The following is a 20,651-nucleotide window of genomic DNA, read 5'->3' on the forward strand; positions in this document are numbered from 1 at the left end:
TGATTAGGGTCAGCCACACCACCATCCGGCGTGTAAGCGGAGCTAGCGAGTAGGTCGATCAGCTGATTAAGCAACGTTCTTCCCCTCCTCCGCGGTGTACGGGTTCAGGTCAGTAACCTCGGCCAATTCGGCCTGCTGCGTATCCCCTTCCTGGTCGAGGAGCCAGCGGCCGCCCTCCACGATGAGGAGGAGCACGCCGCCCCCGGCGATAATCCCCACGAGAGGGTTGAGGGCGATCCATGCCTGCGCCCCAATGAGGGAGGGGAGGCCGATGAGGAAGATTCCGGCGATGAGGTAGAAGAAGATAGCGTCGAAGTGTTCGAGCTTCATGGTGTTTCCTTTCCAAGATGTCCACTTGCAGGTGGATTGAATTATGTGGTTATACGCGGTGTGGTCGGTGATTTTTGTTTAGCACGGTGCGGAAATCTTCGGCGACTTTCGCCACGTCATCCAGCTCGTTGATGTACTCCCCTAGGGCGAGTGGGTGGGCGAACTCGTGCATGGGGTTGATCTTCACACTGACTTCCCATTCAGAGTTGCAGGTGTCCCAGTGTGGGTTGATTTCTGCGGGTGCCGTCCCATTGCTTTCGTATTCGACGTTGGCGTCTTGCCCCTGCACTTCCATGCGGTATGCGGTGGCATCGTCGATGTAGGTAGTGGCTTGGGTGAGTCCCATGATGAGTGTTCCTTTCTGGGGGTTGCAGCCCCTCTCTCTTGGTGCATTTATTACTATACACCACTATTTACTAATAGTAAAATTATGCGGTGCGATGAGCACGTAAACGCTCCGCAATACCCCTAATATCCTCAATACTAGGCTGCGATACCGGGGCCTCCACAGCACGCGGCCGATAACCCCGCTCACGCCCAAATGTCCCGGCCGCTAGCTGCCTATCACGCTCCACACGCCGCGCCTCACGATGCTCGTCCAGCATCGCTTTACGCTCCGGCACATGCTCCCAACGCTCCACGACCATCTTCGCAGCCCGCTTAATTTCACGCGGGGTTACCATACGCTCCCCCACCAGCTCAGTGGCCCAGAGTTTCACCGCCTCCGGCCACACCTCACGCGGGAACCGCATCCCGGCCATCACACTGGCCCAGGCGTTCACAACCTCCATCGATGGGGATGGGAACCTATCCGGCGCGAGGCGCTTTCCGTATTGCAGCACGTAGGCCGCGAGTTCCTGCGCATCATCATGCGCCTGATTAGGGTTCACCACGGCAGCTCACCCCTCGATTCCCAGTTGTGCTCCGGGTACTCCAGCCCGCGTGACGTCTCGGTCTCCTGGCGGCGGGATTCATTGAGGAGGTCTACGAAGTCCATACCGCCGCCCTGCTGCGGCTGCTGCGGTTGAATATCCTGCGGGCGGGTTTCCTCATCGTCCCACGATTCCGCATTGAGCCACGTCGCCGGGTACGGGAGCTTGTCCTTAGGCCGATTCTCCACCGCCCAGGAGCGCTTAGAGCGTTCTAAACCGTCCTTTAGGGTATTTACCTCAACCCCCGCCTTTCGGGCCTTAAGGAACGCCTTGCGGGCCGCTCCCTTGCCGGTCTTGCGTGGATAATCCTTGTACCAGTCATCGAACTCAGTCACCAGCTCCGCCTCGGCATCGGCCCGCTCGCCCGAAGGGCGGGCATAAGGATCTTTGGGTTCATCTTTGGGTTCAAGGTTTGGGTTCTCTTTGGGTTTGTATAAAGACGTCTTAACCCCGTCCGTTAACACGTCTTTACCCCGTGCTTTAAAGACGTCTTTACCCCGTTGAGTTAACACGTCTTTACCCCGTTCATCCTGCGGAGTAAATACGTCTTCACCCCGATCCAGCACCTCAGCTACGCCGTTATCATCCTCACGGCCACCCTCCTCGGACTTCACCATATCGAGGTTCAGCGTCCACACAGTCGGCCTCCTATCGGGCCTCAAGTGGGCGACCCAGCGCGGGTTACCCCGGGTAATGAGACCGGCCTCCTCAAGGGAGCGGATCGCCTTGTGTACCGTCGGTACAGACACCCCAATATCTTTCGAGATGCTTTTAATCGACGGCCAGCACACGCCCGTATCGTCGTTGTACCGGTCGGCCAGGGCTATGAGTACGAGCCGGTTACGGCATTGAGATGCGTTGCGCTTAATTGGCGCTTTCGACATTGCCCATTGCATAGCAGTGAGGCTCATGCATGCACCTCCGCATTATTCCAGCCGCGTGCACCCTTATGCCTATTGCAGCTGCGGCACATAGTTTGAAGGTTATTGTCGGTATCCGTGCCGTTTTTGCTGAATGGCACAATATGGTCGAGCGTTAACTCATGGTGGGAGTGGCATACGACGCACTCAAAATTATCCCTCCGATAAATTCTTAATCGTTTGGTTGGAGAGATACTGCCTCTAGTGCTCCGCTGGGCTTTCTGCCGTTCCTGTGATGATTCCTCATCATGGCGCTGGTATTTCGCCGCGTAGTACGGCAACCAGAAATATAAGTATTTATGGTCATACCCGGTGAAAAATGCGAACTTTTTCTTACTCAACTCGACCAGATCATCCTCTATCCCCCTTGTATCGGCACGAGAATTACTAATATCCTGAATCGGCACACGCTGCTCATCATCTTTTGAGTCTGCAGAATTGCAGAGGATGACCAAAAGCATTTTTTGAGAATCGGATAATCCTGACTGGTCAAGTGCCCACCTAACTTGAGATGTAGTCATTATGGACGCACCTCCGTCCGTGAGGTCGTGCCGTCCTCTGCGAGGAGTACCCAACTGCCTCGGATGCACATCGGTACCTCCGCAGGGTTAGGGTGATGGGAATGCACGATGAGGCCAAGGTCGCGGCCCGCCTGCGGTGAGGTATGAGTGATGTAATCGTGGCAGGCGTGACAGAGGGCGGCACCGTTGCTCACAAGATCGTTATTCCGCTGGCGGCGCTGCCGGTGGTGCCATTCCTCCGGCGTGCCGGTGCAGCCGGGTAGCCCGGCCTCACAGCGGCCCCGAGACCTATCCATGACTAGGCGGTACACCTCGGGCGGCATTGAGCCGCCTCGTCGGGGTCGACGTTTCATCGGGGTGCGCTTGAGTGGTGTGCGTTTCATTCGGTTTCCTTCCTGTAGGTAGACGCTTGCAGGCGTCAGTAATGCGGGGGTTAAAAATAGCCCCACCCGCGAGGCGGGCAGGGCGAGGGGAGGCGCTTAAGCCGCCTCGGTCTTAGAGTCCTCCACTACCTCCCCATCGAGAACATTCTTTACGGTGTCCTGCGCTTCCTGCGATTGGACTTTCTGCAGGCGCTGGATGGTCTCCTGCGCCATCTGCACAAGCTGCCCGTCACCCTGCTGTTGGTAATAGCGGAGCGCCGCGTTGAGCTTGTCGAGGTCACGGTTCTTCTCCGCATCCATTAGGCCCTGCGCCTGGGTAGATACGTAACTTTTTCGCCGCTCCTCTACTGCTTCACGCTCGGCACGCTCCGCTTCCTCACGCTGCTTCTCCTCATCGAACTCACCATCCGGGCGGGTCTCCACATACGTAGTAGGGGCCGCGTCGGCACCAATCCCCATTGAGGTGAGAAGCTTCTCCACGCTGAAGTCGTTGAATTGCATCTCCCCGCCTACCGGCAGTTGCAGCTCCGGTACGGTGGTGGCGATCTTCGTCAACGTCCACTGGCGGGGTGCGCGGGCCTGTAGCACCACTTGGCAGTTGTAGGGCATGTTCTTCTCCGCCTGGATCTTCCACTGCTTATCACGGGTCGGATTGCCCTTATCGTCCATCGCGGTGACGAGTTCGAGGCGGGAGGTCATGAGGACGGGGCCGGGAAAGTGGCGGCACTGCTGGAGGATACCGTTCCAGACTTCTTTAATCTGGTTCCATAAGTCCATTGATAGGCGGACGCCTTCCTCTGGGATTTGCTTACCCTTGCGGCGGGCGCGCCGGTTCGCTTCCTGCTGCCCATTATCCTGCAGCAGCTGCCAGATTTGGGTCATCGAGTCGATGATGAGCAAATTGAATTTGCCTTCTACTGGCTCCTGCGCCGCCGCCCACTGTAGGGCCTCACGTATATTCCGGATGGTGCCGTCGTGCTCAATAATTTCGAAGTCAGCGCCCGGCACAGCACCATAGGCGTCGGCTTGTGACTCCCCTACTTCAATGAAGAAAGCTCGGTCTACCTGCTCCATTGCGGTGGCTTCCACCGCCGCCCAGGTCTTGCCGGTACCCTCCTGTCCCGATAGGAGTACGAGGGGGAACGATGCCCGGCCGGAGGGCTTACGGGTCTTAAATTCACGCATTAGTTGGCTTCCTTTACGTCAGTGATGGCCGCGAGGGAGTCGGAGGCGGCGGTAATCATGTGCTCAATCGATGCTTTGGCGACCTTGTCGGATCCTTTGCGGATAGTCATCCGGGCCGTGGAAGCGTCGGTAATTTCCCATCCTGCGGGTAGCTCGCCGGTGATTTGCCACTTCTCTAGCACCTTGTCTGCGAGGTGCTTTTCATCCGCTTTGGAGACTCCCGAGTCGAGGAGGTCAGGGCGGATTTCAAAAAGGAGATCAATAATTTCTTGGTGGCGGGGGTCGCCCTCCGGCGGGAGTGCGTCGATGATTTCTGCCCCGTCCTCGTCGGCCATTGCGAGGAGGGTGGCGCGGTCGCTGCAGACTGCTTTCTTGTTCGGCTGGCTCATGGAGGCGGTGCCGAGTTTTACGCCCTGCTCATTGGTGACGGTGCGTTTATCGCCGGGCTGTAGTTCTTTCTCCAGCTGTTTCTTTTCTGCCTTGTGTACCTCGTAGAGTTTGCCGAGGATGGCGGCTTGGAGGATGACGCGCTGTGCGAGGTCGTATTTCGCGTTCGCGTGCTCTGGGGTGTTATCATTGGGTTGCATCAGGTTTTCAGTTTCCTTTCTGACTGGTGCGAATCCCCCACATTTATGGTGTTGCAGCACCGTGGGGGTTTTCCTAGTTTTATGCTGCGTCCGCCAGTGTTTGCTCCACATTGATGAATGTGTCGAGGTCGTGGCGAGTGAATAGGACTTTGCGTCCGGGGCGGGATGCTTTGATGAGTCGGTTTTCATGATCGGGGCGGTTCATGTAGCTGTAGATGGTGGTACGGCTTATCCCGCCGAGGTACTGCTGTGCCTCTTTGAGGTCGAGCAGTCCTTCGGGGTGGCCTTTGATGTAGATAGCCATGTGGTGTTTCCTTTTTTGACTAGCGGTTCGCCTTGCAGGGCGTGGGCTGTATCTCTCTGCCCTGTACTAAATAGTACTATACGGTACTGGCTAATGTAAAATCCGGTACCAAAGCGCCTGATTGATACGCTAAAAGCATGACAACCCACGACCAATGGCTACCCGGCCAACTCCTCCAGCAAGCCCGCGAACACAGCGGCCTATCCAAAGCAGAAGCCGCCCGCCGCTCCGGCCTCTCCGAATCATGGTGGCGCCGCCTCGAAACCGGCGTCAATATCCGCGACGGCAAACGCATCCCCATCTCCGCATCCCCCGAAGCCCTCGCCAAAGCAGCCCAGGGCGTAGGTCTCCCCATCAACCGCATCTTCGATGCCGCCGACATCACCACAACCCCCACCTCCGAGGACTGCCACGCCGAAATCGTCGCCGAAGCGCAACGCCTCCCGCCTCACCTACAGCGAGAGGCCCTCGCATTCATCCGAGGCCTAAGCATCGCCTCCCGGCAAACCGAGGAAAGCTGAATAATCCGCCAGTGCCCGCTGCGTCTGACCCGCATTAACGTGCACGTAGTTAAACGTCGTATCCACCTTGGAATGCCCGAGGATAGCGGCGATAACCTCCGGCCCCACCCCGCATTCACGGAGGAGGGAGGCGGCAGTGTGCCGCGCCGTGTGTAGGTCAACAATCGGCAGCCCCGCGTCACGAAGCGCCGCTTTCCATCGCTTAAGCACCCTCTCCGGACGTATCGGCCTCCCCTTCTCTGATAGCCACACAAGATTCCACTCATTCCCCGGGGCCGTGTCGATATGGCGCCGTAGTACTTCATCGAGCGGAGCTGGCACCGGCACAATCCGCCGCGAGGTCAATGTCTTAGGCCGCGCCAGAATCATCGACCCGCTTAGCTCTTCCCACTCATACCCCGGCGGTACCGCATGCTCATGCAGAGGGCACTTATCGCTCCGTACCCCATCGGGGCATCCACAGTCACGGCCATGCCTCCACGGCACGCTAGATAATGCCCACGAGAGATCAATCTGCGCCATACCCTGCACGAGGGAAACCCTGTCGCGGGTGAGGCCCAGCAGCTCCCCCTTACGTGGCCCGAGGAAAAGGTACGCCGCCCATAATGATGCCAGCGGGTCGCCCGCACGGGAGGAATGCAGGATAAGATGCCGTGCCTGGTCAACCGTCAATGCAGTACGAGGATGCGACGCCGCACGAGGCCTATCCACCCGGGAAACGGGATTCACCTCGATAAGGCCACGCCGGACGGCATCACGCATAGCTGCTGAGAATGTAGAGTGCACGATTTGCACTGTCCTGTCGGAGCATCCGGCGTTCCTGACGGCCTGGTCGAGTTCTCTCACCTCGTCGGCTCCAACGTCCTTTATCTGGTATTGGCCGAGCGTTGGAATGATGTAATTCCTACAGTGGCCTTTGACGTTTCGTAGCGAGTTGGGTGAGTATTTTTCGAGTGCTGCCGTGTCTATCCACTGGTGTATGAACGTTTCGACGGTGACTTTGGTGGGCGTCGTGGTTTTCTGCTGGAGTTGCAGGTACAGCTCGTTCCGGCGGCGTAGGCATTCTGCTTTAGTTTTGCCTGAGGTGGTTCTGCGTATTTGTCGGCCTTTGCCGTCGTATCCGATGGTGATGGCGGCGCGCCAGTCGCCGCGTTTTGTCTTGTATATAGAGCCGAGTTGGAGGTTTTTTACAGATCGCATAATGGTGTGTTGTGTAGCTGGGGTTGTAGCTGGGGCGGGTTGTGTAGCTGTATTGGTAGCTGACAGCCTGTACTGCAATGCACACCATAGTACAGTGTTTCACCTCGGGATAAAACATATTGAAACTAATTAGTACCCTGTACTGGTACTATTCTGCGATGCGCTATCAAATTCCCAAGCTGCTGGCGCGGGTTCGATTCCCGTCGTCGGCTCCAATGTCATGAGTCGTGACATGCTTGACAGGTCAGTCGCGACATCGTTGACAAACCGGCATCTCAGTTGTTTTTGTTCTGGGGTGCCGGTTTTTCGTGTTTTGGCTCTAGGGGTGGGTCGCCTTTTTTCCAGTAGGGCTTTTGGTAGTCGCGGGCTGTGTCGATGTAGTGCTCGGTGATTATTTCTCCGGTCGCAGCTAGTGATGTGGTGACGTGGTTGTCGGCGATGACCATGAGGATTTGAAGCGTCCTGGGTTTAGTTCCGCTTCTTTTACAGCCCTGTGTTGATGGGCTGGGTGAGATAGTACTCGGTTTCTACTTCCTGTGGGGTGGCGTAGTCCAAAGCTTCATGAAGCCGCTTGGTGTTCCACCAATGCACCCACCGCAAGGTGGCCAGTTCGACTTCTCCGACCGACGTCCACGGGCCTTGGGCATGAATCAGTTCAGCCTTGTAGAGACCGTTGACTGTTTCGGCTAGCGCATTGTCGTAAGAATCGCCGACTGTTCCCACACTCGGGCGGATTCCTGACTCAGCTAGCGCAGTGGAATACTTCCACGACACATACTGGCTGCCCCGATCGCTATGGTGAATTAACTGGTTTCCATGAATTCGCCCTGCAGTCGTTAACGCATGCTCCAAAGCCTCCATCGGCAGCGCGTCGGTGCGCATTGTCGATCGTGTAGCGACACCAACAATTTTTCGGCTGAATACATCCACGACAAATGCGGTGTAGGCGAATCCTGACAGGGTGCGAACGTAGGTAATGTCGGCAACCCACAACCTGCCTGGCGCCTGCGCACGGAAGTCTCGCTGTACAAGGTCTGGGCGATGATCCGGTGCCTTCGGGCTAATCGTTGTCACAGGGGTTCGTCCACGTCGGCGGCCGGAAACACCTGCGAGTTTCATCAGACGTGCGGTCTTGTCGCGGCCGATATGATAGCCTTCACGGTTCATAGTGTGCCACATTTTGCGGATGCCGTAGACCGAGAAATTCTGCGCATGCACACGCTGTATTTCTGGGATGAGAAGGCTATCGCTTAAGGTTCTTGCGCTGGGAACGCGTGTGGTGGCTTTGCGGTAGCCGCGTGAGGTGATGAATCCACGATCTGCTTGTTTAAGGACTCTGCAGATGGACCCGGGCCCCAAACTGATCTTTATACGCGTCGATGTAGGAGATCATTTGGTCTTAGGGTCGGTTGAGTTCCGCTGCGAAAAAAGCCGAAGCAGTCTTAAGAATCCCGTTTGCTCGTTTCAGTTCGCGGTTTTCTCGGCGCAGACGCCCCAAGCTCTTCTTCCATTGTTTCGCCGCCTGAAGCGTCAGAGTCATCACGTACTGAAGCGCTGTCACGGTACCAAGCCCGCAACGTAGGGTGAGATACTCCAAGCAGCTCACCGACCTCCGTGTAGGCGCGTTGCAGTGCGCAGGACTCCAGGCGGACCATTTCGATGATCTGATGGATCGCCTTCTCCTTGAACTCGACGGAATACTTTCTAGGCATAGTTCAATCCTTCCTTAGCTGAGGTAGGAACTAAACCCAGGACGCTTCAGTCTGCGATAAATCCACCGCAGACGCCACTCCTAGCACACTCACCGATGACTAGCGCCGTCCAATGGGGTTACGTAGCCGGTAAACCAATCGGACCGTCGCATACACAGCGAGGAAGCTTACCAGTATAAGAACCAGAGTGCTGTTGGCGGAGCCAATCGCTAAGTAGGCGCAAATTGCTAGAACTGTCACAGTCAGGAAAAATACAGCCACCTCACGACGGATCGTCGGTGCTGGAGTCAATCGAATCATGTCTTGAAAAAGTTTCATGAGAATGCCTTCCCTTGGGTTTATATGGTTCTTATGCTTCAACTGTGCCGATACTGCCGTCTGAATCCTAGTGCCAAATGTACGTAGGCTATATGAGCTTTATCCTTCGTAACCGATGGAAAGGCGGGCCATTCCACATTGCTAATAATGACAAATGTCATGCTGCTCTAATGATCTTCCATATAGAAGGTAGTGATCAATCCCCGCATTCAAACGACTCAAATTTTGCCAGCATAGAGGCATGAACGAAATAGCAAAACGTGAAACAGTCCTCCAAGTCAGAAACCTCACCCGTAGCTACGGCAAAGGAAAAAGGAATTTCAGGCTGTAAAGGGGCTTGACTTCTGCGTCAGCCGCGGCGAAGTTTTTGGCCTTCTTGGTACCAATGGTGCTGGAAAAACATCCACGTTGGAGATTCTTGAAGGCCTGGCCCCTGCATCTTCTGGGGAAATCAAAGTCTTTGGGAGAGACCCCTTTGTTGATAAAGCTCTCATTCGTCCAAGAATGGGCATCATGCTCCAGTCGGGTGGGCTTCCCGCGCAGCTAACAGTACGCGAGACTATCAAAATGTGGCAGGGTACGTGTTCGAATCCTAGAGATCCTGAAGAGATACTTGCAGACGTCGAGCTACTGCACCGGCTTGATGTTCGGGTAGGGGTCCTGTCTGGTGGCGAGCAACGTCGACTCGACCTCGGCTGCGCCCTGCTCGGAAATCCGGAGCTACTGTTTTTAGACGAACCTACCACGGGGCTCGATCCAGAGTCCCGGAGAAATGTGTGGGATCTGCTCCTGCGACTCAAGGAGCAGGGAGTCACGATGGTTCTGACCACCCATTATTTGGAAGAGGCCGAACTGCTTTGTGATCGCATCGCCATCATGAATGAAGGAGCCGTTGCCCGCGAGGGTACGCTCTCCGAACTGGTGAATTCGGTTTCTGCCGAGATCACGGTATCCATTGCCCGTACCCCACCCCGGATTCCGGGCACTACCGTTACCACCGAGCGAGGATACCACACGATCTCTACACAGCAGCTGCCCCGAGACGCTCTCACTATATTGGAGTGGGCGCGTGAAAACCACCTTGAGTTGGAGCGATTCTCCGCTCGCCCTGCGTCTTTAGAAAAGGTGTTCATGAGTATTGCTGATGAGCACAATCCTCAACCTAGCTACAAAGGAACGCGATCATGACCTCTGCTACCTCCAACCGTGTGAATGTCGGCAACGCGTCACCTTCGGAATATGCCAACCACCGGAGTTCCAGCTGGAATCGTTATCGAGCCTTGGCTGTGGCCGAAATTCGACAATACCTGCGCAACAAAACGCTACTTTTCATGGCTGTAGTATTCCCCATTGGGGTGGGACTATTGATGCAGTTTATGGGTGAGGACGGACAGCCTGCAAGCGCACAAATACGAACCGCAATTTCAATGGAAGTGTTTTTCCTAATCGCGCTGATGTTTGTCCAGTTCTACTCCGTTCTGTCAATGACAACTACGCGACGTGATGAACGCGTTCTGAAGCGATTATGCACTGGTGAAGCTCGCAGCGCCGAGATACTTGCGGCGTTGGCCACCCCCGGAGCGATCATGTCGCTCCTGCTTACTGCGCTAATGTCAGGCATACTCATCTTCTACACAGGTGACCTTGGGGTTGCCCGCAAATCGTGGACACGTAGTCAAGCTACCTAGTGGTTAGGCAGCTATTTCTTTTCTGCTGGTGGTTAGGCTGGTGTGGTTTTCGAAATCGACGGGGCTGACCATCCCGAGAGCGGAATGCCGGCGCCGACGGTTGTAGACCACTTCAATCCAGTAGGCAACGGCCTGACGCGCAGCATCGCGGGTGGCCCAGCGCTTCCGGTCGTAGAACTCGGTTTTCAGCGTCGACCAGAACGACTCGGCCATCGCGTTATCGAAGCACACCCCGGTACGCCCTACAGATTGAGCAATGCCCAGGTTGCGGCACACCTCCCAGAGCTTCTCGCTGGTAAATTGCGTCCCCCGGTCAGCGTGAAACACCAGCCCGTCAGGAACGTCACCACGCAGCGTATGTGCCATCCGTAGGGCCTTTTCGACCAGGGAAGTATCTTGCACGCTATCCATAGCCCAGCCCAGCACCCTGCGGGAATGACCATCGCGGACCGCACATAAGTACAACCAGCCCTCGCCAGTGCGCAGGTAAGTAATATCTGACATCCACACCCGGTTAAGTTCACCGGTATCAAACATGCGCTTGACCAGGTCAGGAAGACTTGACTTACGCTTAGATTGAATCGTTGTCACCGGCACAAAAGCACGCGGTGAAATCCCTTCAATGCCCATCAGACGCATCCGCTTGGCCACAGTCTTGCGATTCACACTGATCTGGTAGCGCTCACCTAGCTCTGCGGTGATCCGCGGAGCACCATAGACCTCATCGGAGTCTTTCCAAATCTGATGAATCTTGCGATCAACATCATCGTAAAATGATGCACGATTATCTTCGCCGGATAGTCGTTGCTGCTGTATATGGGTCCATTTGTAGTATCCAGACCGAGATACCTTCAACAAGCGTGCCATGCGCTTGATGCTGTAGTTCGCCTTCTCTGGCTGCATTAATTCGAACTTTTCTGATCGCGTTGCTGTGCGGCGAAGAAGGCTGTCGCTTTTGACAAAAACTCGTTATCCATCTTGGCTTCTGCCAGCTCACGACGCAGACGAGCATTCTCAGCACGAAGATCAGCCTCGCTTAATCCATCGGAAGATCCTCGGCGTTGACGCTCATTTTTTACCCATCGGCCTAAAAGGCCAGGTGCGACACCAATTTCTTTGGCTACATGAGCAATTGGGCGCTGCGATTCGATTACCAGGTTCGCGGCTTCGCGTCGATACTCAGGTGTGTATTTCTGGCGTTGTTGACTCACAATGAACATCCTCTCTTACGGACACAAGATCCGCACTAATCGGGTGTCCACTAAACGAGGGTAACCTCAACCTACCGAGTACAGGTATTTTGCTATTTCTGGCCATGATTCTAGGAATCGTCATCTCAACAGGTTTAGCGCTACTCACCAGTTCGGTCACAGCCAATGCCGAAGTCGCACAGATGACTTCTCTTCCCGTCATGGTTTTAGCCATGCTCTCCCAGTCTCCGCTTCGTTCCACGCTGCCTGACCAGATCCAAGAACCCTTAGCACGTACTCCTTTTGCACTGCTTGGAGATCTCACCTTCATCGAGTGGGCGGGGGAGCCTTATATTGCAGCTGCCGACCCTAGACTTGGCGAACAAACTGCCGGTATGGTCACAGCCTTGGGACCACTTGCACTCATGTTGGTCTGGAGTGTTGCGCTAATGTGGGCAGCGTTCCGCTACATGCAATGGGAAACTAACCGCTGATTACTAATTAAACCCAATGTATTCTGACAGCATGACTGTGCTGCAGGGGTTCATGGAGATGCCAGAGACCGAAAAATTCTCCGCCTATGTTCGGCTTTCAATGCATGTAGCACTGCTAGCAATTGCTGTCTTGAGCTTCCGACAGGTCTTGGTGTCGCTCGGAGAATTTCAGCCTAGCCCTGTCCTGCTGGTCGTATTACTTAATGCGGGGCTCACTGCACTGGTAATCGAACGAACGTCGGCATTTTCAACGGCGTCTCGACCGCTCGGGTTTCTTTATCCGGCAGCTATCGCCATAAATTTATTGTGCTGGGCTGTCTCCATTGGCGTCCTTGCCATACAACGCGCTCCCCAGCTGACGGGTACCACTAGCGGGCTGTCGATATTCTTGTTATGTAGCTTCGCATTCGTGCTCTCGATCCACATAAAACACGCTTACCTTATTGTTGTGGCGTTAAGCGTAATTACCGCATCCGTGGTTAAGCACCCAGAGCTGGATCATCCCATGTATATCGTTGCCTTTGCATTAGTGTTGGTCTGGGTGAGCAGGGTGACTGTGTGGTCGGTAGGGATCGTCAAAGAGCTCTACCGGACGCGAGGGTTGCAGTCGCAATTGAAAGTACAGGAGGAGCGCCTGCGCTTCGCCCAAGAGCTGCACGACAGTTTAGGACAACGCCTAGCGGCGATGTCCCTGAAGACACAGCTCGCCATTTCGCTGCACAGGAAAGATGGCGACAGGACAGTTGGTGAACTTCGCGAGCTTGAAAAGCTCGTACGGCTCATGCGTATGGATCTGCATCAAGTTGTAACGGGCTACCGTACCCTGCATCCAAAATCGGAGCTGGAAGAAGCCAGTAAGCTACTGGGAGGATCTGACATCGAGGTCACCGTGACAGGATCCCCACAAGACATCCCTGACGCCTGCCACCAGACCGCCGCTTGGTTTATCCGCGAAGCAAGCACCAACGTGATAAAACACTCGAGCGCGAGCATGGTGAGTGTCAAGCTCTCTGAACACATGGTATCCATCACCAATGATGGTGTAGAACGCACTATCGGACCGCTCGGCGGTATACAAGCACTACAGGAACGGGCGAAGCAGATCGGTGGCACTATCTCCCTTACCCACCAAAACAATCAATGCACTGCGACACTTTCATGGAAGGACACCGACAAATGATCTCCCTAGCAATTGTTGATGATGAGCAGCTGATTGCTTCTTCGCTAGCCACCTTGTTAGAACTGGAAGACGATCTTAAGGTGACCGAGACCTTCGCTTCCGGTGAAGAGGTGATCTCTTGGTGGAAAAGGGCCAGTACCCTCGACTCCCCACTGCCCAATGTGCTGGTTACGGATCTGCAGCTCGGAGGCATTGATGGTGTCGAGCTAGCACAGGAAATTTCGCGCCTGTCGCCCCAAACGGCTATCGTCATAGTTACGAGCCATTCGAGGCCACGCCAACTGAAGCGAGCGCTGACATCCGGTGTACAAGGATTTCTGCCGAAAACCGCGACTGCAGAAGAATTTGCCACCGCGATTCGAACGGTACACGAAGGCAGAAGCTTTATCGACCAAGAACTGGCAGCTACAACCATCACCGCAACTTCCAGCCCGTTGACTGAACGCGAAGCCGAGGTTATCGAAGCCGCTGGTAACGGAGGCTCGATAGAACAAATTGCCAAGGAGGTATTCCTGGCTACCGGAACAACTAGGAACTATCTGTCCTCGGCAATGGCTAAACTTGGTGCGCAGAACCGATTCGAAGCATATTTGCGCGCCCAAGAATTAGGCTGGATTTAGAGCGAAAATTCTAGTCCTTCGCCACCGTCAGCGGTATCCATCTATTCGTAGGCACCATTCGCAATCGAGCGAGCAGACCTTGGATTCTAAGGGTCGTTCCAGCGGTGGCCATTAAGCACTCTCTCGTCATGCGTGGAAGTCTGGCTGCGGACGCTGGACAAATTTGACTAGCTTCTTATATGGCTCTGGATGTGGTGATTGCTGCAGAACCGTCATCGGACCTGACCCCGGAAAGTGGACGCGTAGGGGCCAGGCCCGCGTATTTGTTCGTTCGTCTATAAACCACTCCAAACAGGCAAATAGTGGAGCGGGTCAAGGAAAGTAAGGGGAGTCATTCTCAAAGCATTTAAAACACCTTCACTTGCAGTTTTCTTCCAATGAGGTTCTGCCTAACTGGTTAGCCGCAAGGGGATCGTATATTACTTACGGTATTGCCCCTTACACCGCCCCCGTGGGCGTTTGAGTCCCTCCGAGCGTTAATACAGCAAGTATCGACAGTGAATAATTTTCGTTATACGATATATTCATGCCTGTGAACATCACTCAAGACCAACTCGACAATTGGGTTTCCGAAGCAGAAGAAGGCTACGACCCAGAAGTGTTGAAAAAGCGCGGACGTGGACGCCCCGGTCGCGGGGCAGAGCCTGCTCAGGTTGTCGCTGTGCGCCTGACTGCCGATGAACTTAGCGCCCTAGATCGCCTAGCTACGGAAAAGAATCTCACCCGATCTGAGCTTGTCCGCCAAGCAATCAGCGCACTCACGGCGGCATGAGAACAGCCAAATCTGCCACTAAACACGGTATTGCAGAAACCGACGGAATCTATGCAGCTTCCTATCCACTGTGGATAGAGCCTCTTGACGATGCTGGGGTTGCCCGCAACTATGTCGCTTCGCTCAGGGAAGGGATTTAAAGATGAGTGTGTACCTGCGGCGAGATATTGATTATCTGCTAGCCCCGTATTCTTATGATCAGTTATTTTTGAAGCTGCCTTTTGATTATGCGGTTGAGGCTGCCGCACGGTCACATGTTTTCCACACGCCTTTAGACACAGCTAATAGTTACTGGTCACAGCAGTATGTGAACATTGATACCACCGTCGATGATCTTCCCCATGCGCTACGCCTTGGGGTGCACGATCCGAAGTTTCCTCGTCGTTGGGCAGCAGTTTTGGAAACCACGAATCCCGATTGGGTGTGGTTTATCAGCGATGATTCGAACAACTATCACGATTTTTTCGCAACCGTTAGGTATAACGGTTCTATTCCTTTTGTTCCCGGTATGACACAGCTACGTATCGTGGATGAGCCAGATGAACGCAAAATCGTCACAGGGTGGAATTACCGCTCAGGCAGCAAGTCCCTCATCATCGGCACCTACGATATGGATGCCGCTATCGGCAAACGCGCCCCTGCCGCTGAAATCCGAGGATACGACACTTTTATTGTAGGAATCGGGGAAGGAGAAACCCGGTTCCAGGCTTTTACCGACTGGCCTGACGGCGAAGACTTCGCTTTCCCCGGACTAGAAAGACTCAAAACCAAAAAAGGTCCATTACGCAAGCGGTTTACTACCGAAGATCTCTTCGAGTGCGCACAGCTTTTTGGACTCGATCCCTTCAACAGACAGTTCCTCACTGGGCGTGCAACACTTATCAATAGTGGATACCCTTTGCCTAAAAAGTACGGACCATGCGCTTTATTTGAACGTCGTGAACACACCTGGGACCGCGAACACGAAGGGAACTAAAGACAATGACGAAGTATTTCTACACCAATTCCATCGCACCGGTATCCCATGCTGTGGCGCTTCTTCGGTTTCCACTATCTACCGTTGTTGAAGAATTTCAGCAGTGGGCATCAGGAATAGAAAGCATTTATACAAGGGAGTATTTCCACAGGAAGAAGCAAAAGGTTGAATGTGTAGTTCATGCGGACAAGGTATCGGCCAGTAGGAACCAGCTTGCAGAGTTACTTAAACCGCAAAATCACATTACGCAGTTTGTATTCGTCCCCACCGAGTCAGAATGGACTGCAGTGTTTAGCCCCTGCTGCTTTACCAAAGCGCCAAAGATGCCACGGATTGGTGAATTTGCCGACCTTTTGGCGCGCAAGAAAGAAATTGAGTCACAAGTTCCTTACTACATCGAAATCAAGCACACGCCGTGGGTAGATACCGACGATGTAGCCTTTTTCCATCGCGCAAGCTACGGAGAAATAGAGTTTATGATGTGCGCGCTTCCCTCCGAATTACCCGATGACCCTTTAGGCCGATTTGATTGCTGCTTCTACAGATCTTTTAGCAGCCATAAACAGTTAAAAGCTGATGGTACGCTGCATCGTTCCATGTCGTACCTTGAGGATCAAAGTGAACCTTTTAAGGATTACGGGTTTGATTTTAACTCCCTGCCAAAGGTCACTGAGTTTCCGCAAGAAACGTTTACACAAGAACACGCGCAGATTATGTGGTCTCAGTTTGGGGAGAAACAGATAGAAGCCATCCTCGCACCACTAGGTGTATCACCATATGATGACGCTTTCTATGGGACGGACGGCTATTTGGCACGTCTAACACCAGCATGCGTTGTCGACCCACACACTAATGAGTTAACAGCAGCTCCCGACTTCGATCCCCCTGCGCGTATCCCGCTAGAAAAGTACCAGTTTTTCCAAGGACTCCACGACGGTCCTCTCCGCTCTTGGTCGTCAACACCTATTGCAGAATAGAAGCCAGAGGAAACAAAGGCCTAACCCCGATGGGTCCACTTTCCAGGGGCATACCCCTTGCTAGTCTGTGACACTTAGCCACTGGGCAAACTTTTCTTGTGCTTGCTCTGACCAACGCAGATTGGATTCAATGACCACGCTGCCAAAGCTGAGCGTGGTCAAGGTTCGCTCCTCCGAAGTGCCGAGGCTACTAGCCGCACCGCACGATGGGCTGTGGGTCGTAAACCGTGGTCTTGGTCTCGCGGGAAAGCTCCTTGCCCCTGAGATCCTTGATGATGCGGGTATCGGACGTCGTAAAGCCCGGTGCACCGGATGATGGCGAACAGTCGCTGCCCGGCACGGACCTCGGTTGTGGCTCGGTCTTGGCCCATCGGCCGTTATTGATGGATTCCACCTCTACCGTCTTGGTGCCTTTCAAGCGGACGGTGATATTGCCGCCGCCAAAGCTGGTCTCAATCTGCACTGGAGTATTGAAGGTATTGGTAAATTGCAGGTCAATGGCACCCTCGTACACGGTGGCCTCGCGGCCGGCTGGGTAGCGGGAAATGTAATACGAGTGCGGGGTGTGCGCGGTATCTTGCATGCCGGCGAAGTAGGCGGCGTTATACAGGGTGGTGGCGAACTGGGAGATGCCACCGCCCACGGCGGTACCGGAGTGGCCGTTGATGATGATGCCGGATTCCACATAGCCCTGCGCGGTGCCGCGGGGGCCGGTATAGCCATTGAGGGAGAAGGTCTCACCTGGGTTCACCACGGCACCGTTGACCTCTTGGGCCACCAGCTGAATATTGCGGCCGGAGGCAGAAGAGAAGCCACCGGTGGAGAACTCGCCCACGGTATCGTTAAACGTCGCGTTTTCGGCGTCCTCGGTGGTGAAATCGGCCGGGTCAGGCTTGTAGGTTGCGTCCCACTCGCGGTCATCGCCAGTCACGCGCTTATCAAAGCCTTCCATGGTTGGCTTCCAGTCAATAATCTCGCCGTCCTGGGAGGGCGTGACCTGCTTGGAACCACCAGCGAATTTCACTTTGGCGTTCACGCCAGGCACATCGGCGCCATCGGTGCGCTCTTGCAGCAATTGCTGCGCGCGGTTGCTATCAACCACTAGGTGCAGCCGACCATCCTTTTTCTCAATGCTGGTGAACTGGGAAATCTCCGGCTTATTTAGCGTGGCGGTTACGTTATTTTGGGCCTTCAAGGTCAACGGATTATCCAGGGCCTTGGCGGCGTCACCGGTACGCATCTTTTCAATGGCCTCGTCATTAATGGCCGGCTCAATTTCTTCCGGCTCCACCTGCACGCCAGCCTTATCGAGCCAATTCGCTGCCACCGCATCGTGCAATTCGGTGCCTTCTACGGTCTGCCCCAACGTGGGATCGGTGACCTTGAGCTGACCATCATTAAGCTCCAGCATGCCGTCGACCGGCTCTGTAGAAAGCTCGTCTTTTACGCGGTCAAGGGTGGGCTGCAGCTTATTATCGTCTACCTCGGTTTCTACCGGGATATCTTCGGTAGAGCGAAAGAAGCTGGCCAGGCGGGTAATCGGGTTGAGCGAAGGCTCCTCAATGCCATCGACGGCGGCCTGGTTATCCAGGGCCAGGCCGGATTCGGCAGGGATAAAATCAGACTGCAGTTCGCCGGCGGTCACGGTCACGGGCTGGGTTTCGACACCAGTGAGCTCGTCCTCGAGCTTGGCCACGGCGGCGGTGCGCTCCATGGCGGAAATATCCACGCCGCCCACGGAGACGCTGCGCGGGATCTTGTCCTGGTTTGCTATGACATCCCAGGCATAAGCGATGCCAGCAATGAGGACGAAGCCAACGATCACGCCAAGCGTGATAAGCCAGCCCTTTGCACCGTTTTTTCCTTCTGCCTTCTTCACGCCTTAAAGGTTAACGGGTAAAGGGGCGTTTTTCCTAGTCGCTGTCCCCATCGTGCACGTGGCGGGCGGCATCACCAAGGCGATCCGGGGCCAATCTGCCCTCATCCACGGCGCCCACGACGGCATCGATCACCGCATTGATATCCGCCTCGGTGGACCACAAGGGCATGTCGGCACCGGCAGCGAGGGAGGTAATGACGGCATCGGCAAGCGGCAGCGAATCTGAAATGGCCGCCATGCCGCCAATGTCATCGGTATAGATGGTGCCGTCATACTGCAAGGCCTCGCGGGCAAGGCCGTAGGCTTCCGGCAGGATGGAGGCGGGGGTCTGGCCATCGCCCAGGCCCGGCACCGCGAGATGGCCCATCATCAGCGCCGCATTCGGTGCTGCGGGAATGGCATCCCGGAAGGGAATGAACTCGTGGTTCTCAAGCTCTTCTAGCGGCGGGGTAATGGCCTCCGCCAGGTGGGTATCGCCCGAGGCGCGGCCGTGGCCCGGGAAGTGCTTGAATACGGCCTTGACCCCGGCGGCATCCAGCCCGCGGGCGAAGGCTGCGCCATAATCGCCGGCCTGGGCGGGGTCGGTGGAAAAGGCGCGGTCGCCCACGACCTCGAGGCCATCACCATCGACATCAAGCACCGGCGCGAAGTCCACGTTGATGCCGTAGTCCATGAGCCGCTTGCCGACGTCCCCCGCCAGCTGTTCCACCTGCTCCGGCGAGTTTTCCGCCGCCATCTGCTGCGCGGAGGGGTATTGGCCCAAGATTTCAGAAAAACGCTGCACGCGCCCGCCCTCAAAGTCGATAGCGACCTCAAAATCGCGGCCTAGTTCCGCGCGCAGGGCATTAATATTGCGGCCCTCTTCTTCCAGCAAACCGGGATCCGCCCAGCTGGGGATGAAAATGCCTCCCACGCCGGCCTCCAGCTTGGCCTTGGCGTCCTCATAGCTTGTTGCCGGCGGCATGAGCACCGAGGCGGCGGTGGCGCGAATATCCTCGGGCGCAGGTGCTGGTGCCGGGGCTGGGGCGGCCTCGGTGGCGGGCGCGGAGGTACCGGGTGACGAGGACGCGGGAGCCGCAGATTCGTGCGACTTGTCCTCATCCGAGGCGGAATTAGAGCAGGCGCTCAGCACCGCCACGAGGCCCAAACTGACAATGATGCGGGAATATGTCATGCCTTCCAGTGTGCAGCATTCCTCGCGAACTGTCCCAAGCGGTGGGTAGACTAGTGACATGAGTAACGGCAAAACAATGTTAATTGCCTATGATGGCACCGAACGCGCCGACCGCGCCTTGGAGTACGCCGCCCAGCTTTTGCGCCCCTCCACGGTGGAAATCCTCACCGCGTGGGAGCCGGTGGCCCGCCAAACCGCGCGCGCCGTCAGCCGCACGGGCATGCACCAGTCCACCGTGTCCCCCGATAGCGTGGAAGACGATCCGGCTTACGAAGAGGCGCTGAAGATCTGCCGTCAGGGCACCCAATTGGCAGAGAACCTCGGCCTGGCCGGCCGCGCGCACCTCGTGGAATCCGCCACCACCATCTCTTCGGCCATCGTGGATGCCGCGCACGAGCTCGACGTGGATGTCATCGTGACCGGCACCCGCGCGCTCACCGGCTTCCGCGCCTGGTGGACCAACTCCACGGCGGACCAGATCGTGCGCAATGCGGGCCTGCCCGTCTTTATCGTCCCGCAAGAAAACGACGAAGACGCGGACGAGGACGATCCGGAATACTTCTAAGTAACTGCTAATATCTTTAGCCATGGCTCTGGAATCCGATTCTTTAAACAAGCGCACCCTCGGCCCCGCCGTGGGTAGCGCTGTTGTGGGCATCGCCCTGGGCATTATCACCATCATCGGGATCGCCCAGTTCTCCGGCAGCGATACCGTGCCGGAAGGCAATGCGGTCTCCGCCGATGATGCGGTGCTGGGCGGGCCTGAATACGGTTCCCGCAATTAGATG

At 55.6% G+C, this 20,651-nt stretch carries 23 protein-coding genes and 4 pseudogenes; 11 read left to right on the forward strand and 16 right to left on the reverse strand.

Going from position 1 to position 20,651, the window contains the following annotated elements; genetic code table 11:
• Nucleotides 1–66 precede the first annotated feature (66 nt).
• The 9 genes from HMPREF1267_RS11655 to HMPREF1267_RS11695 all read right to left on the reverse strand — a co-directional run bounded on the left by HMPREF1267_RS11655 (nt 67) and on the right by HMPREF1267_RS11695 (nt 5,162).
• The gene (locus HMPREF1267_RS11655) at nt 67–330 is read right to left on the reverse strand and encodes a hypothetical protein (protein ID WP_023029405.1); all 264 of its coding nucleotides are present in this window, start codon (nt 328–330) and stop codon (nt 67–69) included.
• 49 nt (nt 331–379) lie between these two features.
• Nucleotides 380–676, reverse strand: coding sequence for a hypothetical protein (locus HMPREF1267_RS11660; RefSeq protein ID WP_023029406.1), 297 nt, complete (start codon nt 674–676; stop codon nt 380–382).
• A gap of 82 nt (nt 677–758) precedes the next feature.
• Complete coding sequence (locus tag HMPREF1267_RS11665; RefSeq protein WP_023029407.1) at nt 759–1,223, reverse strand: hypothetical protein; 465 nt, start codon at nt 1,221–1,223, stop codon at nt 759–761.
• A complete protein-coding gene (locus tag HMPREF1267_RS12390) occupies nt 1,217–2,173 on the reverse strand; it encodes a helix-turn-helix domain-containing protein (RefSeq protein ID WP_023029408.1) in 957 nt (318 codons plus the stop codon). Before HMPREF1267_RS12390 ends, HMPREF1267_RS11665 begins: the two co-directional genes overlap by 7 nt.
• Nucleotides 2,170–2,703, reverse strand: coding sequence for an HNH endonuclease (locus HMPREF1267_RS12395; protein ID WP_023029409.1), 534 nt, complete (start codon nt 2,701–2,703; stop codon nt 2,170–2,172). The genes HMPREF1267_RS12390 and HMPREF1267_RS12395 overlap by 4 nt, the downstream gene beginning before the upstream one ends.
• Nucleotides 2,703–3,086, reverse strand: a complete 384-nt coding sequence (locus HMPREF1267_RS13050) for an HNH endonuclease (RefSeq protein ID WP_156906129.1) — start codon at nt 3,084–3,086, stop codon at nt 2,703–2,705. The genes HMPREF1267_RS12395 and HMPREF1267_RS13050 overlap by 1 nt, the downstream gene beginning before the upstream one ends.
• A 96-nt stretch (nt 3,087–3,182) precedes the next feature.
• A complete protein-coding gene (locus HMPREF1267_RS11685) occupies nt 3,183–4,271 on the reverse strand; it encodes an AAA family ATPase (protein ID WP_023029411.1) in 1,089 nt (362 codons plus the stop codon).
• Complete coding sequence (locus tag HMPREF1267_RS11690) at nt 4,271–4,858, reverse strand: hypothetical protein (protein ID WP_051141768.1); 588 nt, start codon at nt 4,856–4,858, stop codon at nt 4,271–4,273. Before HMPREF1267_RS11690 ends, HMPREF1267_RS11685 begins: the two co-directional genes overlap by 1 nt.
• 79 nt (nt 4,859–4,937) lie before the next feature.
• Complete coding sequence (locus tag HMPREF1267_RS11695) at nt 4,938–5,162, reverse strand: helix-turn-helix domain-containing protein (protein WP_023029413.1); 225 nt, start codon at nt 5,160–5,162, stop codon at nt 4,938–4,940.
• Between the two features lie 137 nt (nt 5,163–5,299).
• Between HMPREF1267_RS11695 and HMPREF1267_RS11700 the strand changes: the two genes are divergently transcribed.
• Nucleotides 5,300–5,683, forward strand: a complete 384-nt coding sequence (locus HMPREF1267_RS11700) for a helix-turn-helix transcriptional regulator (protein WP_023029414.1) — start codon at nt 5,300–5,302, stop codon at nt 5,681–5,683.
• On the opposite strand, the gene HMPREF1267_RS13435 is transcribed toward HMPREF1267_RS11700, so the two are convergent.
• From HMPREF1267_RS13435 to HMPREF1267_RS11710, 4 genes and pseudogenes are all read right to left on the reverse strand, one after another.
• Nucleotides 5,648–6,445 (reverse strand): site-specific integrase, encoded by a 798-nt coding sequence (locus HMPREF1267_RS13435; protein ID WP_232215150.1) that lies wholly within the window; start codon nt 6,443–6,445, stop codon nt 5,648–5,650. The genes HMPREF1267_RS11700 and HMPREF1267_RS13435 overlap by 36 nt on opposite strands.
• A gap of 90 nt (nt 6,446–6,535) precedes the next feature.
• Nucleotides 6,536–6,883 (reverse strand): annotated as a pseudogene (locus tag HMPREF1267_RS13610) (integrase); the annotation flags it as partial.
• Nucleotides 6,884–7,158: 275 nt separating this feature from the next.
• Nucleotides 7,159–7,338, reverse strand: a pseudogene (locus tag HMPREF1267_RS13055) (hypothetical protein); the annotation flags it as partial.
• A gap of 28 nt (nt 7,339–7,366) precedes the next feature.
• A pseudogene (locus HMPREF1267_RS11710) lies at nt 7,367–8,595 on the reverse strand (IS3 family transposase).
• A gap of 559 nt (nt 8,596–9,154) precedes the next feature.
• Here HMPREF1267_RS11710 and HMPREF1267_RS11720 point away from each other — a divergent pair.
• Nucleotides 9,155–10,101, forward strand: a pseudogene (locus tag HMPREF1267_RS11720) (ABC transporter ATP-binding protein).
• On the forward strand, nt 10,098–10,601 hold the full coding sequence (locus tag HMPREF1267_RS11725; protein WP_023029418.1) for an ABC transporter permease: 504 nt from the start codon (nt 10,098–10,100) through the stop codon (nt 10,599–10,601). The pseudogene HMPREF1267_RS11720 and the gene HMPREF1267_RS11725 overlap by 4 nt, the downstream one beginning before the upstream one ends.
• 3 nt (nt 10,602–10,604) lie before the next feature.
• Here the strand turns inward: HMPREF1267_RS11725 and HMPREF1267_RS11730 are convergent.
• Nucleotides 10,605–11,821, reverse strand: a protein-coding gene (locus tag HMPREF1267_RS11730; protein WP_156906130.1) for an IS3 family transposase whose coding sequence is annotated in 2 segments (ribosomal slippage) — nt 10,605–11,560 and nt 11,560–11,821 — 1,218 coding nt in all. Because the reading frame shifts where the segments join, the coding sequence is not laid out codon by codon here.
• Between the two features lie 95 nt (nt 11,822–11,916).
• On the opposite strand from HMPREF1267_RS11730, the gene HMPREF1267_RS11740 reads away from it, so the two are divergent.
• The 6 genes from HMPREF1267_RS11740 (at nt 11,917) to HMPREF1267_RS13440 (ending at nt 16,810) form a co-directional block, all read left to right on the forward strand.
• Complete coding sequence (locus HMPREF1267_RS11740) at nt 11,917–12,285, forward strand: hypothetical protein (RefSeq protein ID WP_023029420.1); 369 nt, start codon at nt 11,917–11,919, stop codon at nt 12,283–12,285.
• A 31-nt stretch (nt 12,286–12,316) separates the two neighbouring features.
• Nucleotides 12,317–13,465 (forward strand): sensor histidine kinase, encoded by a 1,149-nt coding sequence (locus HMPREF1267_RS11745; RefSeq protein WP_232215151.1) that lies wholly within the window; start codon nt 12,317–12,319, stop codon nt 13,463–13,465.
• Complete coding sequence (locus HMPREF1267_RS11750) at nt 13,462–14,085, forward strand: response regulator transcription factor (protein ID WP_023018102.1); 624 nt, start codon at nt 13,462–13,464, stop codon at nt 14,083–14,085. The genes HMPREF1267_RS11745 and HMPREF1267_RS11750 overlap by 4 nt, the downstream gene beginning before the upstream one ends.
• Nucleotides 14,086–14,611: 526 nt before the next feature.
• Nucleotides 14,612–14,857: a CopG family transcriptional regulator gene (locus HMPREF1267_RS12875; protein ID WP_005285139.1), complete on the forward strand. Its 246-nt coding sequence runs from the start codon at nt 14,612–14,614 to the stop codon at nt 14,855–14,857.
• A gap of 142 nt (nt 14,858–14,999) precedes the next feature.
• Entirely contained in the window at nt 15,000–15,833 is an 834-nt protein-coding gene (locus HMPREF1267_RS11755; RefSeq protein ID WP_023029422.1) for a hypothetical protein, read from the forward strand.
• A gap of 5 nt (nt 15,834–15,838) precedes the next feature.
• Nucleotides 15,839–16,810, forward strand: coding sequence for a hypothetical protein (locus HMPREF1267_RS13440; RefSeq protein WP_023029423.1), 972 nt, complete (start codon nt 15,839–15,841; stop codon nt 16,808–16,810).
• 190 nt (nt 16,811–17,000) lie between these two features.
• Here the strand turns inward: HMPREF1267_RS13440 and HMPREF1267_RS11765 are convergent, their stop codons facing one another.
• Both HMPREF1267_RS11765 and HMPREF1267_RS11770 read right to left on the reverse strand, forming a co-directional pair.
• Entirely contained in the window at nt 17,001–18,689 is a 1,689-nt protein-coding gene (locus tag HMPREF1267_RS11765) for a VanW family protein (RefSeq protein ID WP_023029424.1), read from the reverse strand.
• A gap of 34 nt (nt 18,690–18,723) precedes the next feature.
• Entirely contained in the window at nt 18,724–19,863 is a 1,140-nt protein-coding gene (locus tag HMPREF1267_RS11770; RefSeq protein WP_034667302.1) for a glycoside hydrolase family 3 N-terminal domain-containing protein, read from the reverse strand.
• Nucleotides 19,864–19,921: 58 nt separating this feature from the next.
• Between HMPREF1267_RS11770 and HMPREF1267_RS11775 the strand changes: the two genes are divergently transcribed.
• Entirely contained in the window at nt 19,922–20,428 is a 507-nt protein-coding gene (locus HMPREF1267_RS11775) for a universal stress protein (protein ID WP_005279803.1), read from the forward strand.
• Nucleotides 20,429–20,450: 22 nt separating this feature from the next.
• Nucleotides 20,451–20,648, forward strand: coding sequence for a DUF2613 domain-containing protein (locus tag HMPREF1267_RS11780; RefSeq protein ID WP_023024221.1), 198 nt, complete (start codon nt 20,451–20,453; stop codon nt 20,646–20,648).
• The last annotated feature ends 3 nt before the right edge of the window (nt 20,649–20,651 follow it).

Origin of the sequence: Corynebacterium sp. KPL1824 (assembly GCF_000478095.1) — a bacterium.
GTDB classification, from domain to species: Bacteria; Actinomycetota; Actinomycetes; order Mycobacteriales; family Mycobacteriaceae; genus Corynebacterium; species Corynebacterium accolens.